This window comes from Enterococcus italicus DSM 15952 (genome assembly GCF_000185365.1).
In the GTDB taxonomy this organism is placed as follows: Bacteria; Bacillota; Bacilli; order Lactobacillales; family Enterococcaceae; genus Enterococcus_G; species Enterococcus_G italicus.
Genome location: NZ_GL622241.1, coordinates 1,915,690 through 1,930,562, shown reverse-complemented (window position 1 = coordinate 1,930,562; position 14,873 = coordinate 1,915,690). Strand labels below are relative to the sequence as shown.

General features: G+C 40.3%; 13 protein-coding genes. 12 read left to right on the top strand and 1 reads right to left on the bottom strand.

Annotated elements, in window-relative coordinates; genetic code table 11:
- Window positions 1-120: 120 nt before the first annotated feature.
- The 12 genes from HMPREF9088_RS08975 (at window position 121) to HMPREF9088_RS08920 (ending at window position 13,842) form a co-directional block, all read left to right on the top strand.
- Window positions 121-1,911: a sigma-54-dependent Fis family transcriptional regulator gene (locus HMPREF9088_RS08975; protein WP_007208902.1), complete on the top strand. Its 1,791-nt coding sequence runs from the start codon at window positions 121-123 to the stop codon at window positions 1,909-1,911.
- Between the two features lie 349 nt (window positions 1,912-2,260).
- Window positions 2,261-3,613 (top strand): dihydrolipoyl dehydrogenase, encoded by a 1,353-nt coding sequence (gene lpdA, locus HMPREF9088_RS08970; protein ID WP_007208901.1) that lies wholly within the window; start codon window positions 2,261-2,263, stop codon window positions 3,611-3,613.
- A 16-nt stretch (window positions 3,614-3,629) separates the two neighbouring features.
- The gene (locus HMPREF9088_RS08965; protein WP_010731441.1) at window positions 3,630-4,598 is read left to right on the top strand and encodes a thiamine pyrophosphate-dependent dehydrogenase E1 component subunit alpha; all 969 of its coding nucleotides are present in this window, start codon (window positions 3,630-3,632) and stop codon (window positions 4,596-4,598) included.
- A gap of 24 nt (window positions 4,599-4,622) precedes the next feature.
- Entirely contained in the window at window positions 4,623-5,654 is a 1,032-nt protein-coding gene (locus tag HMPREF9088_RS08960) for an alpha-ketoacid dehydrogenase subunit beta (protein WP_007208900.1), read from the top strand.
- A gap of 17 nt (window positions 5,655-5,671) precedes the next feature.
- Window positions 5,672-6,895: a dihydrolipoamide acetyltransferase family protein gene (locus HMPREF9088_RS08955; protein ID WP_007208899.1), complete on the top strand. Its 1,224-nt coding sequence runs from the start codon at window positions 5,672-5,674 to the stop codon at window positions 6,893-6,895.
- A 301-nt stretch (window positions 6,896-7,196) separates the two neighbouring features.
- Window positions 7,197-8,246, top strand: a complete 1,050-nt coding sequence (locus HMPREF9088_RS08950; RefSeq protein ID WP_040366922.1) for a 2,3-butanediol dehydrogenase — start codon at window positions 7,197-7,199, stop codon at window positions 8,244-8,246.
- Between the two features lie 349 nt (window positions 8,247-8,595).
- Window positions 8,596-9,942, top strand: a complete 1,347-nt coding sequence (locus tag HMPREF9088_RS08945; RefSeq protein ID WP_007208896.1) for a Na+/H+ antiporter NhaC family protein — start codon at window positions 8,596-8,598, stop codon at window positions 9,940-9,942.
- The gene (locus tag HMPREF9088_RS08940) at window positions 9,935-10,567 is read left to right on the top strand and encodes an SDR family oxidoreductase (RefSeq protein WP_007208895.1); all 633 of its coding nucleotides are present in this window, start codon (window positions 9,935-9,937) and stop codon (window positions 10,565-10,567) included. The genes HMPREF9088_RS08945 and HMPREF9088_RS08940 overlap by 8 nt, the downstream gene beginning before the upstream one ends.
- On the top strand, window positions 10,557-11,303 hold the full coding sequence (locus tag HMPREF9088_RS08935) for an alpha/beta fold hydrolase (RefSeq protein WP_007208894.1): 747 nt from the start codon (window positions 10,557-10,559) through the stop codon (window positions 11,301-11,303). The genes HMPREF9088_RS08940 and HMPREF9088_RS08935 overlap by 11 nt, the downstream gene beginning before the upstream one ends.
- Window positions 11,304-11,408: 105 nt before the next feature.
- Window positions 11,409-12,362 carry an oxygen-dependent tRNA uridine(34) hydroxylase TrhO gene (trhO, locus tag HMPREF9088_RS08930; protein WP_040366921.1) on the top strand — a complete coding sequence of 318 codons (954 nt, stop codon included), beginning with the start codon at window positions 11,409-11,411 and terminating at the stop codon, window positions 12,360-12,362.
- 110 nt (window positions 12,363-12,472) lie between these two features.
- The gene (locus HMPREF9088_RS08925) at window positions 12,473-13,357 is read left to right on the top strand and encodes an SPFH domain-containing protein (protein ID WP_007208892.1); all 885 of its coding nucleotides are present in this window, start codon (window positions 12,473-12,475) and stop codon (window positions 13,355-13,357) included.
- The gene (locus HMPREF9088_RS08920) at window positions 13,354-13,842 is read left to right on the top strand and encodes an LURP-one-related/scramblase family protein (RefSeq protein WP_007208891.1); all 489 of its coding nucleotides are present in this window, start codon (window positions 13,354-13,356) and stop codon (window positions 13,840-13,842) included. Before HMPREF9088_RS08925 ends, HMPREF9088_RS08920 begins: the two co-directional genes overlap by 4 nt.
- 45 nt (window positions 13,843-13,887) lie before the next feature.
- Here the strand turns inward: HMPREF9088_RS08920 and HMPREF9088_RS08915 are convergent, their stop codons facing one another.
- Complete coding sequence (locus HMPREF9088_RS08915) at window positions 13,888-14,865, bottom strand: LacI family DNA-binding transcriptional regulator (RefSeq protein WP_007208890.1); 978 nt, start codon at window positions 14,863-14,865, stop codon at window positions 13,888-13,890.
- Window positions 14,866-14,873 lie beyond the last annotated feature (8 nt).

The following is a 14,873-nucleotide window of genomic DNA, read 5'->3' as shown; positions in this document are numbered from 1 at the left end:
TAAAAGAAAAAGGCTTAGTGAATCCATCTCGATTGACAGAATTTAAGGGCAGATAGACTTCTTTTTTTTATTTCACAATCTTGTTGTATAATAGTGTAAAGGATTAAAGGAGATGATTAGATGGAAAAACAAATTTGGAAGCAGTTTGTACAAGGAGAAACGAGAGTCCTAACGCAGCTTCCATCAAAAATAGCTAATTCATGGCAATTCTGTTTACAAAACCATGTGGATCCTTTTTTAGTCAAACCACCAAAAATTTTAACTGCTAGTGACTTAACAACGAAGCAACAAGAGAATCAAGAACTCATCCAACTTGTTAAAGCGGAATTAAGTCGCATTGAAAAACAGTTTCACTTAACAAATCAACTATTTATTCTAACCGATAATGAAGCAAATATTATTTGGCGAACGGGAAATTATCAAGCAAGAGATTTTGCCAATGAGATTGCCTTTCGTGAAGGAAGTAATTGGTCAGAGTTAGAAGTCGGTACAAATGCTATCGGTCTGGCCTTGCGATCAAAAGAAGATGAGTGTCTTGCTTTGGAAGAACATTACTCGGCAGCATCAAGAAAATGGAGTTGTGCGGCATCACCAATTCTTGATGAAAACAATGAAATTCTCGGAGTCCTAGATATATCAACGTATCAAAACTCGACGGCGAAGGATTCATTTTTACTATTGACGATGCTGACGCAAAAAATATCCAATCAGCTGATGAAACGGCACATTCAACGACGAAATGATTTATTAGAGTACGCAAAGTCTTTTTTAGAAGAAGTTCTTTTTTGTGATGCGCATTTTCGCATTATTCAAGTACCGCCTAGTATGGCAGATCAGTTTCATATAGGGCAGGATATGCGTAAAATCATTAGTTCAGCAATGATTTATGATCAAGAAAGTATTATGCGTAATCGCCAACTAATCGGTTACAAATACAAATTGTATCAAGTGAAAAATGAAAAGGGTAACACACCGACCTATCCAGGTGTAGCTTCTAGAAGTAAGAGTTACCAACAGTTTTTGAATCAGGTTATTAAGGTCGCTACAACGAGTGTGCCAATTCATATTTTTGGCGAGTCAGGTAGTGGAAAGGAAATAATATCGCAGACCATTCACCAAAATAGTCCACAAAAAAATGGCCCTTTGATTGCTATTAATTGTGGGGCTATTAGTGAGAATTTATTGGAAAGTGAGCTTTTTGGCTATGCACCAGGCGCGTTTACTGGCGCCAATGCGAAAGGGTTTGAAGGAAAATTATCACAAGCCAATGGTGGCACCTTATTTTTAGATGAGATTGATAGTATGCCGGAAAAGATGCAACAATCTTTGCTTCGTGTATTAGAAGACAAGATGGTGACCCCTATTAGTGGAAAACCGGTCATGACTGATTTTCGCTTAATTACGGCAAGTAACAAGGATTTACGGAAGTTAACCCTAGAAGGCAAGTTCCGAGAAGATCTATTTTATCGTTTGTTTGTATGTACGGTCCGCATTCCACCTCTTAGAGAGCGCTTAGAGGATATTGCTCCACTGGTTGACCGATTTATGGTGAGCAATCATTGGGAAATTGATTGGAAGTGGAAAATTGAAAAAGTCGCCATAGGATATCCTTGGTACGGTAACATCCGCGAGTTCAATAATTTTCTATCGCGAGTGGCGATATTTTACTCTGATTCAGAACCGTCAGAGGATGAATTGAACGCCTTAATTCAAACAGGTAGCATTTACCTAAATCAGGGTTCAACCAATTCCTACGAACCTATCTTTACTAGAAAAATAAAATCAGAAAAACATCGGATTGAAGAAGCGTTAGAAGCGAGCCATTTCAATATGACAAAAACAGCAGAAACATTAAATATCTCACGAGCAACACTGTATCGCAAACTAAAAAAATATGAGTTGTCTTGGTAAATTTTTGTGAAAAAAAGTAAATTGAGAAGAAATTTGTTTTTTAAGCAAAAAATAGTTTGAAGCCAAAAAAGAGAAGGAGACTTCTCTTTTTTTGTGTCTCAGAAACTCGTTAATGAGACAAACTGTATCAGATCTTTGTAGCAAATATGTCTCAAGATGGTAAGCGGTTCCAAAATGTGTGTTTCAAGCTTAATAATATGGTCGGAGTTATTTGTTACATAACACCGTAAATCAGTCATATAGCAAGGATTTGTGAAAGGAGAGATGTTCTCTCTGGTTTCACAAAAAAGTTGGCATGCAACTTGCTTATTACTAAAATGAAAGCGTAATCAATAAGGAGGGACAATTCATGACAAACTATGATTTAATTGTCATTGGCGCTGGACCGGGCGGCTATGTTGCGGCGATTAAAGCTGCACAACTTGGCAAAAAAGTAGCTGTGGTCGAAAAGAATAAAATAGGAGGTACCTGTCTAAATGTAGGCTGTATACCTTCGAAAAGCTATCTGCAACATGCGCATTGGCTCTTATCATTAGAAGAAGGAAAAAAACATGGTGTAGATACTACGCTCAATGCCATAGACTTTTCAAAAATGGTCGAGCGAAAAAATGGCGTCGTTCAAACACTGCAATCGGGCATTCAGCATTTGTTTTCGAGTAATAAAATTGATTATATCGAAGGTGAGGCTGCGTTAGTTTCTAAGACGTGCGTCGAGGTAGCTGAGAAAGCATTGCATGCTGAAAGAATTTTATTGGCGACAGGGGGAAAACCTTTTGTGCCACCGATTAATGGGATTGAACACGCACATTATGATACGACCGATACGTTCTTTTCGATGACTGAGTTACCGAAAAAACTTGTCGTTATCGGCGGTGGGATTATTGCAGTCGAGTTGGCATTTGCAATGAAACCATTGGGCGTAGACGTAACATTATTAGAGGTAGCCAAAGATATTTTACTAACGGAAGATCCAGAAGCGCGCAAAATCATCAAAAAGAAATTGTCAAAAATGGGCATTGCCATTACGACTTCTGCAAAAATTGACCAAGTAACCGATAAGGAAGTCATCGTAGCTGGGAAAGCTGTGGCATATGATCGCTTACTCGTAGCTGCTGGTCGAAAACCAGATTTGACTTTAGCGAGTCAACTGGAGATTGAATTGGATGAAGCAAGCCGTTTCGTTCGCGTAAACAATACGTATCAGACCAGTATTCCAAGTATCTATGCAATAGGCGATGTCGTCGGAGGTTATCAATTGGCACATGTTGCCAGTCAAGAAGGGATACGCGCTGTCGAGGCGATGTTTGGTACTGAGAAATTCCCAGTGGATAAAACATCTGTCCCACGTTGTCTTTATACTAGTCCTGAAGTAGCAAGTTTTGGACTATCTGAAGAAGAAGCGAAAGCCCAATATCAAGATGTAGTTGTGAAGATGATGCCTTTTTCAGGAAATGGGAAAGCCATTGCAGCGATGGAAACAGATGGATTTGTCAAAATAATTAGTGAAAAACACTACCATCAAATTCTAGGAGCAGTAATTGTCGGAAGCCATGCAACAGAGATGATTCATACGATTTTAGCTGTAAAAGAAGCAGAAGGAACAATTGATGAGCTTGATGAAATGATTTTTGCCCATCCGACGCTTTCTGAAGTGATTGGTGAGACGAGCAATTCATTATTTGGACGAGCAATTCATGGTTAATAAGGAGGAAAAGAAAATGACAAAAATGACAAAAGATCAAGCAAAATGGATCCTAAAAACAATGTACGATATCCGTAATTTTGAAAACCAAGTGCATGATATTTTTACGACAGGTGAAATTCCAGGATTCGTTCACTTATATGCTGGCGAAGAAGCAATTGCAACAGGCGTCTGTGCGAATTTGACAGATGATGATTATATTACAAGTACGCACCGTGGTCATGGACACTGTATCGCAAAAGGTTGCGACTTAGATGGCATGATGGCTGAAATTTATGGGAAAGAAACGGGCTTAAATAAAGGAAAAGGTGGCTCGATGCATATCGCCGATGTTGGTAAAGGAATGCTTGGGGCTAACGGTATGGTCGGTGGCGGCTTCCCAATCGCTGTCGGAGCGGGCTTACGCAATAAATATCTAAAAACAAAAGATGTTGCGGTGTGTTTCTTTGGTGATGGCGCTGCGAATGAAGGGACGTTCCATGAAGGAATTAATATGGCGTCGATTTGGAAATTACCGGTCATTTTTGTTAACGAAAATAACTCATTTGCGGAAGCAACACCGCAATGGTATTCATCCGGTTCTAAAACAATCGCCGAACGTGCAGCAGCATATGGCATTCCCGGTGTAAGAGTGGATGGCGATGACTTGTTTGCAGTCTATGAAGCTACTGGGGAAGCAATCGAGCGTGCACGAAAAGGCGAAGGGCCAACACTGGTTGAATGTGTAACGTATCGTAATTACGGTCACTTTGAAGGTGATGAACAAAAATACAAAAATATAGATGGTGAAGAAAAAAATCGCCAAGACCGCGATTGTATTCCAGAATTTATCGAAAAAGCAATTGCGAAAAAATTATTAACGAAAAAAGAAGCAGAAGAAATTGCTGAGAAATCAACTACTGATATTGCGCATGCCATTAAATTTGCTGAAGAAAGTCCCGTTCCACGCCCAGAAGCATTGTATGAAGATGTATTCGCAGACTAAGCAGAGAAAAAGGAGAGAAGAAACATGACTAGAAAAATTACTTTTATGAAAGCTATTAACGAAGCATTAGAACAATCAATGGAGCGTGACGATCGAGTAATCTTACTTGGTGAAGATATTGCCGGAGGAGCAAAGGTTCCTCACTTAGAAGAGTCAAATGAAGATGCTTGGGGTGGCGTGTTTGGTGTCACAAAAGGTCTGATGCCTAAATTCGGTCGCGAACGTGTGATTGATACACCAATCTCAGAAATGGGCTACATGGGAGCGGCAGTTGGTGCTGCTGCTACAGGGTTACGTCCAGTCCCTGAATTGATGTTTAATGATTTTATTGGTTTTTGTTTTGACACAATCTTAGCTCAGGGCTCTAAAATGCGCTATATGTTTGGAGGAAAAGCGAAAATTCCGATGACTGTCCGTACGTGCCATGGTGCAGGCGCAAGTGCCGCTGCTCAACACTCAGGATCATATTATGGCATTTTTGGCTCTATTCCAGCGGTCAAAGTAGTTGTCCCTTCTAACCCTTATGATGCTAAAGGATTACTAACGGCTGCTATCGAAGATGACAACATTGTTATTTTCTCTGAAGATAAGACTCTTTATGGCTTAAAAGGTGAAGTGCCAGAAGAGTACTATACTGTTGAAATCGGAAAAGCAAAAGTAAAACAAGAAGGAACGGATTTGACCATTGTGACTATCGGAAAAATGTTATATGTTGCTCTTGAAGTGGCAGACAAATTATCGAAAGATGGCATCTCTGTAGAAGTAATCGACTTGGTTACTGTAGCACCGTGGGATCAAGAAACGATTATTCAGTCAGTGAAGAAGACAGGTCGTTTAATCGTGATTGATGAAGCCAATCCACATAATAATACTGCGACAGATATCGCATCTATCGTCGGAGACAAAGCATTTGATTATCTAGATGGACCAATTAAATGTGTCTGTGCACCAAATACGCCCGTACCATTTGCTACAAACTTAGAACAATTATACTTACCAAATGCAGACCGTGTATTAGAAACTGCAAATGAATTAATCGCGGACTTAAAGAAATAAGAGGAGGTGGATAGTGAATGGCAACAGAAATTACAATGCCTAAATTAGGGCTTACAATGACAGAAGGAACCGTCGATAATTGGGCGAAAAAAGAAGGCGATGCAGTCGCTAAAGGTGAAGTCGTTTGTACGATTAGTTCAGAAAAATTGAGCTATGATGTAGAATCTCCAATTGATGGAACACTAATCAAAATTTTGGTTGCAGAAGGTGACGACGCTGAATGTACTGCACCAATCGGTTTGATTGGGGATGCAGGCGAACAAGTGGGCGAAACAACCACTGATGCAACTTCGTCAGCCAGCTTAACAGCTGAATGGGAAGCACCAGAAACTGAAGTAGCAACACCAGCCCCTCAAGCAGCACCAGCTCCAGAACGAAAAGCAGGCGAACGCATCTTCATTACGCCTTTAGCTCGTAAATTGGCGGCGGAAAAAGGGTATGATATTGCACAAATTAATGGTTCAGGTGGAAATGGACGTATTACGCGTCGAGATGTAGAACGCCATCAACCAACAGCAGCACCAGTTGCAGCAGCTGTGGCACCATCTACTGTTGGTGCAGGATTGAAGGGTATGCGTAAGACAATTGCTGAACGCATGATGCACAGTCTACAAACAACCGCACAAGTAACCATTCAGCAAAAAGCGGATATTACCAATTTACTAGAGTTCAAGAAAGAAATTGAAGCAAAATCAAGTGTTGCTTTGAAAGACGGTCAATTGAGTATCACAACATTGCTTTCAAAAGCTGTTATTCTAGCTTTGAAAGAAACACCAGAAATGAATGCTTGGTATCATGATGGAGCTTACGAAAAACAAGAAGCCGTTCATCTAGGTATGGCAGTTGCAGTAGCAGATGGTTTGGTTGTACCTGTGGTAGAAAACGCTGATCGTATGACGTTAACTGAATTAGGTAAAACTTTAAACAGTCGAATTGCAGAAGCTCGTAATGGTTCACTAGCTGGTCAACATTATACTGGGTCGACATTTACAATTAGCAACCTAGGTAAGAGTGGAGCAGAATACTTTACACCGATTATTAACTCGCCAGAAATTGGTATCCTAGGGGTTGGTTCAATGCAAAGTCAACTTGCATTTGATGACAACCATGAAGTTGTTGAGTTGAAGAAATTACCATTAAGCTTAACATTTGATCATCAAATCATTGATGGTTCACCTGCAGCAGAATTTTTAGGTCGTATTATTTTCTACTTGGAAAATCCGTATAGTTTAGTATTCTAAAAGGTTTATTCGTATTTAAGGTCGTGTGTCAGAAGTTCTACTATAAGTAAAAAGACAGAAAAATCAAAAGTTGGAAAGGCAACTTCTGGTTTTTCTGTCTTTTCCATTCGAAGCATACGATACATCGTGATACGTTTTGTAACATGATGTTTCATAAAACTTTCCGATTTGTTACAGTATTTTTAAGAAAGTACGATTGTATCAACTGTTTTAATTTTGGCACACTGTTTGCTTATTATCTAAGTGCTTCACATGTTTTGAAGGAAACGTGACGAATGAACAATGCATGGAGGAATGTCAAATGAAAGCAGCAGTATGGCATGGACAAAAAGATGTCCGTGTAGAAGATGTCGAAGTAAAGGCGTGTGAACCAGATGAAGTTCGAGTAAAAGTAGCATTTACTGGGATTTGTGGTTCAGACTTACATGAATTTTTAGAAGGACCAATTTTTATTCCCGTTGATCAACCAGATCCATTTGCAAAAGGTCAAGCGCCTTTAACGATGGGGCATGAATTTTCTGGAACGATCGAAGAAGTTGGTTCACAAGTGAAGGATGTAAAAGTTGGCGATCGTGTAGCTATTTTTCCTACGATGTCAAATGAAGCAAAAGCTGAAGAAGTTGATTTGTATGATGGCTATAACTTTATTGGCTTGGCAAGAGATGGCGGCTTCGCTGAATATTGTACCATTCCAGAACATTACGTGTACAAATTGCCAGATGAAATGTCTTTTGAAGAAGGAGCTTTAGTTGAACCAACAGCGGTTGCTGTACAAGCGTGTAAAGAAGGCGGCGTAAAATTTGGTGACAAAGTTGCTATTTTTGGAGCCGGCCCAATCGGATGTTTAGTGGCTGCTGCTGCCAAGGCTGCTGGTGCGGTGGATATTATCGTTTGTGATTTGTCAGAAGAACGTTTAGAAAAAGCCAAAGAATTAGGTGCGACAGTCACGTTGAATTCAGGAAAAGTAAATGTTGTTGAGGAAATCCGTGCGATGACAAACGGCGGGGTCGATGTTGCTTTTGAAGTTGCGGGCGTTGAAGTAACAGTCAAACAAGCGATAGATGTTACGAAAGCACGCGGCATGATGGTCATTGTGTCTATTTTTGCTCATGAAATATCTTGGCACCCAATGCAATTGATTAACTCTGGTGTGAAAATCACTTCGACCATTGCCTATACCCGTACGACATTTGCCCAAACAATTCAAGCGATTGCAAGTGGTCAATTAGCTGTTGATCCAGTGATTACAAGAAAAATTGAATTAGAAGAAATTGTGGAAGAAGGCTTCGGTCTTTTGACTAGAGACAAATCACAATCGAAAATCTTAGTAGACATTCAAAAAGGTCGCTAATTAAAAATTAGGCCGCACAATGGCGATTGTGTGGCCACCCTACCAAAAAGATTGAAGCTGAAAAGCTCCAAGTAAAAGGTCCTGAAAATTCGAAAGTTGTTGTTCAAACTTTTGGATTTTCGGGACTTTTTGCTTGGAACTGGTGGTCCCCGTGACGATTTTAAAAGACAGATTTTTTTGTGTCTCAGGATTATGGTCGTTTGCATGATTTCTTGAATGGATACTCGTCAGTTTGCGAATGCTAAGGTGAGTCGCAAAAAAATATGCTAAACTGAAGCTATCTAGAGATAAAAAGAGGAATTATATATAGTTAAAAAAAAATTCATCATTTGTTGAAGCAAGTCTTGTTTTGCTTGTTATTTTTGCTACTTTGGCGTATTTTGTCATTTTTGTGCAGATGAGTGCCTTGATCGCAGTTTTGATTGTATTGATGGTATTAACGGGATATGTCTATTGGAAAGATCGCTCGTTTGATGCAATTCATAAAGGAATGGTCGAAGGAATCCGACCAGGAATTATTCCAATTGTGATTTTTATTTTGGTGGGAGCCTTGATTGCCGTCTGGATTCAAGCGGGAATTATTCCAACCTTAATGGTTTATGGCTTTCAGACTTTGCGTATTGAATGGTTCGTGCCATCAATTTTTATTGTTTGTGCTGTGATCGGCAGTGCAGTCGGTAGTGCTTTTACCGTCATGTCAACGATTGGTATTGCTCTATTCGGTGTGGGCGTGACGCTAGGCCTTTCGCCAGCATTAGTGGTGGGAGCGATTGTGTCTGGGGCTGTTTTTGGTGATAAAATGTCGCCATTGTCTGAGTCGACGAACCTTGCTGCTGCCGTTGTCGAGGTAGATTTATTTCTTCACATTAAGCATCTTCTCTGGTCGACCGTTCCAGCTTTTTTCATCTCGTTGATCTTATTTCTGTTCTTAGGTCATACGAATGCATCAGCTAGTTTAACGACTATCGATCAAACGGTACAGCTGCTTAAAGAGAATTTTTTCATTTCTCCATGGTCATTGTTACCAATCCTTGTGATGTTTTTGTGTGCTTGGAAAAAAATACCTGCAATTGCGACAATTTTATTAAATATTGTCGTCGGGTCAGCTATGTACTTCATCCAAGTCAAAGCCGTACTATTCAAACAATTGGCTACGTTAATGAATGAAGGCTACCAATCACATACTGGCAATGTTGAAGTTGACACATTGCTAACAAGAGGTGGCATTGAGAGTATGTTACCGACCATCGCCTTAATTATTTTAGCGCTCTCTTTAGGAGGAGTGTTAATTGAAACGAACTTGATTGCGACGGTCTTAAATCGCCTGAGTCCGCTCTTTCAAAAGACTGTTTCATTGATTTTTTTCACATTAATCGCGAGTATAGGGGTAAATATATTTATTGGTGAACAATTTTTATCGGTCATTTTACCAGGAAATGCCTTGAAAGAAGTCTATGCAAAGAAAAAATTAGCCCCCGTCGTTTTAAGTCGGACATTGGAAGATGGTGGCACAGTGATCAATTATCTAGTTCCATGGGGGATTGCAGGAAGTTTTGTGGCAACCACTTTTGGCGTTCCGGTTCTGACGTATGCCCCGTTTGCTTTTTTTAGTTTGCTTTCGCCGTTATTCTCGATGGTAAGTGCTATGACCGGTATTGGTGTATCCTACCAAGAAAGGGAGTGTATCAATGAATAAACGAGTCGTTATTTTTGGTGGTAGTGGATTTGTCGGTCAAAGTATTGCTAAGCAACTGGCAACTGCTGAGTATCAGGTAATTAGTATTTCTAGAAGTGGAAAGCCTAAACAAGTTGAGCCATGGATGGAGCAAGTAACGTGGGTACGTGCGGATGTCTTTACGCCAACTGACTGGCAAGAGCACGTGAAGTCAGGGGATGTGCTGATCGATGCAATTGGTCTATTAGTTGAAAACAAAGCCAAACAACTCACTTACCAGCGCTACCATTATGAATTAGTTAAATTAATGGTTGCTAGTCTTGGTTCGAGTCAGCCTGATTTGTTTATCTACGTATCAGCTGCTCACGGCTTGCCATTTCATCAAGGGTATCTCTACTGGAAAAAACAAGCTGAGGCTTTCTTAGAAAAGCAGTCGTTTCCAGTGGCCTTTATTAAACCAAGTCTCTTGTATGGAGAGGGGCGCAAGTATTCGCGTGCGATGGCGCGAATGATTTTATTTAGTAAGAAACTACCCATCATTCAGCAAGCATTAACGCCAATCAAACCACAACCAGTCGAAAAAGTCGGTGTAGCTGTTCAGCAAGCCATTAAGCAATCTTTAAAAGGGGATAGGTATGAGTCATAAAAAATTAGCCATTCGAAAACGAATCATCGGCACGATTCCAGTCTTAGAAGTCGTTTCTCAAGAGCAAGTGTATCAAGCATTGCCGCTAGTAATTTATTACCATGGCTGGCAGACATCCAAAGAACTTGTTTTGACCCAAGCACGCAAAATAGCCAATGAAGGCGTTCGTGTAGTTCTGCCAGATGCGATGAATCACGGTGAGCGCAAAACAGACAAATCAACGATTCCGTCCTTGACCTTTTGGCAAAGTATTCATACCAATCTCTTTGAATTTGAAAGTATTGTGGCGTATTTTCAGCGACTGAATGTAACAAATGGCAAAATAGGGGTTGGTGGTGTTTCGATGGGTGGCATGACGACATGCGCATTACTGACCCATCATCCCGAAATACAGGCAGCTGCATGTATTATGGGGTCACCAGACTTACAAGCCTACAAGGATCGCTTGCAAGGTCATGCGCGGATATTTCAACTATTTTTACCCAAAGATTACCAAGATTTGTTAGGCTGGACGGATGCCTATGACCTGGCGCAGCAGCCTCAAAAAAGAGGCAATCGTCCCTTGTTATTTTGGCACGGAACAGCGGATGAAAAAATTCCTATTAGTCATGTCGAACGATTTGTTTTACAAAATCCATCCGAACAGATCACATTTGTAAAAGAGCGTGAGAAGCATCTTGTCAAAGGGGCGACGATGGAATTAGTTGCTAGTTTCTTTAAGGAAAACTTAGCTTAAAGAATAAAGAATACATTGTAAAGAAATGAACAAGCAAAAAACTCGTTTTTTTTGCTTGTTTTTTTTATAATTCTTTCGTATGAATTTAAGGAGGAGACACAATATATGGACTATCGTGTTTTACTATACTACAATTATACGCACATTGAAGATCCGGAGACATTTGCTAAAACGCATTTAGCATTTTGTAAATCTCTAGGTCTGAAAGGACGTATCTTAGTAGCAAACGAAGGAATTAACGGCACAGTATCAGGAACAATCGAGGCGACAGATGCTTATATGGAGCATATGCTTGCTGACGAACGCTTTGCTGATACGATGTTTAAAATTGATGAATCAGAAGGGCATGCTTTCCGCAAAATGTTTGTCAGACCGCGTGAAGAATTGGTTGCCTTGCATTTAGAAGATGATATTGATCCCCATCAAATTACTGGGAAATATCTAGAACCGAAAGAATTTAAAGAAGCACTACTGGATGAAAATACTGTCGTAATTGATGCGCGCAATGATTATGAATTTGACTTAGGTCATTTTCGTGGCGCTGTACGCCCAGACATTCGTAACTTTCGCGAGTTACCGCAATGGATTCAAGACAACAAAGAACAATTTATGGACAAACGTGTCGTAACGTATTGTACCGGTGGGATTCGTTGTGAAAAATTCTCAGGTTGGTTAGTAAAAGAAGGATTCAAAGATGTTGCTCAACTACATGGCGGGATTGCTATGTACGGAAAAGATCCAGAAGTTCGTGGCGAGCTTTGGGATGGTAAAATGTATGTCTTTGATGATCGTATTAGTGTAGAAATCAACCACGTCGACAAACAAGTCATCGGTAAAGACTGGTTCGATGGTACGCCTTGCGAACGCTACATCAACTGTGCCAATCCAGAATGTAATCGCCAAATTTTGTGTTCTGAAGAAAATGAACACAAACATTTAGGCGCTTGCTCATATGACTGTGCAGCGAGTGGCAATAACCGATATGTTATTAAACACAACTTATCTGCTGAAGAGCGCTCAGCTCGTTTAGCAGCGATTGCCCCAAGTGTTACTGCGTAATAATCATGACTCGATTTTCAAGAGGTTCGCCTTTTGGAAGTCGAGTTTTTTCTTGTGAAGTGTTCTTTTTGGCGATATGTGCGATAATAGAGGAGAGGAGGGATTAGAGAATGAAAGAAAAGAATACGTTTCATGTGAATGGTTACCTAGGTTTAACGATTCTAGTATTGGTCTTATTTGCGGATGCGTACTTGTTTTACTTGGGTGTGGTTCAAGAAAGTGTCTGGAAAATTGTATTGAGTGTGGTCGTGACGTTGGTTGCCTTGCTTTTTATTAGCTCACTAACAATTGTGAGTCCCAATCAAGCCAAAGCGATTCTCTTTTTTGGTCAGTATTTAGGAACGATAAAATCCAATGGCCTATTTATTACGACACCATTGACACAAAAAATCAATCTTTCGCTGAAGGTGCGTAATTTTAATAGTGCCACCTTGAAAGTCAATGACTTAGATGGCAATCCAATTGAAATCTCAGCGGTCGTTGTTTTTCGGGTCGTAGATACCGCCAAAGCATTGTTTGATGTCGATTATTACCAAGAGTTTGTGGAAATTCAGAGTGAAACGGCGATTCGACACATTGCTTCTCAATATCCTTATGACACGTTTAATGATGATGATCTTACATTACGAGGCAATACAAATGAAGTATCAGAAAAATTAGCCCAAGAACTTCAAGAGCGGCTACAAGTTGCGGGCGTCGAAGTGATTGAAACGCGTCTCAATCATTTAGCGTACGCTACAGAAATTGCTAGTGCCATGTTGCAACGGCAGCAAGCGCGAGCCATTTTATCTGCTCGCCAAACCATCGTAGAAGGTGCGGTCACGATGACACAGATGGCATTGCAACAAATCCAAGCCAATCAAGACATTGCCTTTACTGATGACCGCAAAGTTCAGCTAATCAATAATTTATTGGTATCCATTATTACAGATAAAGGTACACAGCCAGTCATCAATACTGGCGATGTCCAAAACGATCGGAGGTCAAACGAATGAGTACACTTTACATGAAGCAAAAAGTTTTTTCAGTTGGTGAGAAATTTACGGTGACAGATGAACAAGGAGACGTGCGTTACAAAGTAAAAGGCAGCGTCTTAAAAATTCCAAAAGAATTTCGTTTACAGTCAGTCGATGGAAAACTGGTTGCCAAGATGAAAAAGAAAATCGTGGCTTTTTTTCCGACCTTTTATGTAGATATGGCTAATGGCGAAACGATTGTGATCAAAAAGCAATTTTCCTTCCTCCGTCCCAAATACAGCATTTCCATTGGTGACTTACAAGTGAATGGGGACTGGTGGGATATGTCGTTTACTGTCACGAATGGCAAAAAGCAAGTCGCAAAAATAAACAAAAAATGGATTAGCTGGGGAGATTCTTATGCCATCCAAATCAGAGATACTAGGTACGAAGATACGATTGTTGCTCTCGTTGTAGCGATTGATTACGTCAAAGCTTCAGAAAAACAAGACAGTGACGAATAAAGAGAAAAAAGGGAGTGTGACAAAATTCTGTCACACTCCCTTACATTATAGAGATTGGCCATTGATCACCGTACATGGAAGTTCATAGAGTGCTTCAAGTTCTTTAGTAGGCGATGCGATTCGGCACAATAATAAGTCGATTAGTAACGTACTGATTTCTTCCAATGGCTGCTTTATCGTCGCAAGCTGTGGGAAGAAGTTTTGGATGAATGTTGTGCCATCATAGCCAATCAGCTTCAAGTCATCTGGTAAAGAAATCCCTAGCTCTTGGCAACAATTCCAGACTAAAATAGCGGTCAAATCATCTGTGCAAAATAAGCCGTCGAAAGATTGTTCGGATAGAATTTGTTTGACTTTTCTTTTTTTTAGAACATAAGAATGTTCGAATGAAGCAAAGGAAAATAATTGTTCATCTAACTGATGTTCACTTAAGAACGAGCGATAGCCTTGTAAACGATTGTTTGTCGGGGAGCTTGAGGCCAAACTACCAGTAATAATGGCGATTTTTCGTGCCCCTTTTTGATGCAACGCTTGAGTGGCTAAATAACCACCTTGGAAGTTATCGCTGCCGACAATTGGGATTGATGTGGCCAGCTGACGGTCAAAAGAGATAATCGGTAAATGAATCTGTTCATATTCTTGAATGCCTAAATTATGAGCACCAGCGATAATGCCATCGACCTTATTTGCGGCGAGCATTTGGAGATAGCTTCGTTCTTTTTCACTATTACTAGCACAGTCACATAAAAGCGTTTTGTAGCCGCGCGCAAATAATTTCGTCTCCAATAAATCGACCAACTCACCAAAAAAAGGATGCGCGACTGATGGGAACAACAAACCAATCAGTTGTGTATTTTTTCCTTGGAGCGAACGAGCGGCAGCGTTGGGCTGATAATTGAGCTCTTTCATCGCCGCATGGACTTTATCAATCGTTTTTTGGCTTAGTGATCCGTAATTATTAATGACGCGCGACACAGTCGTTGGTGAGACACCTGCTCGCTTGGCAACATCCGTTAGTTTCATACCTTTGC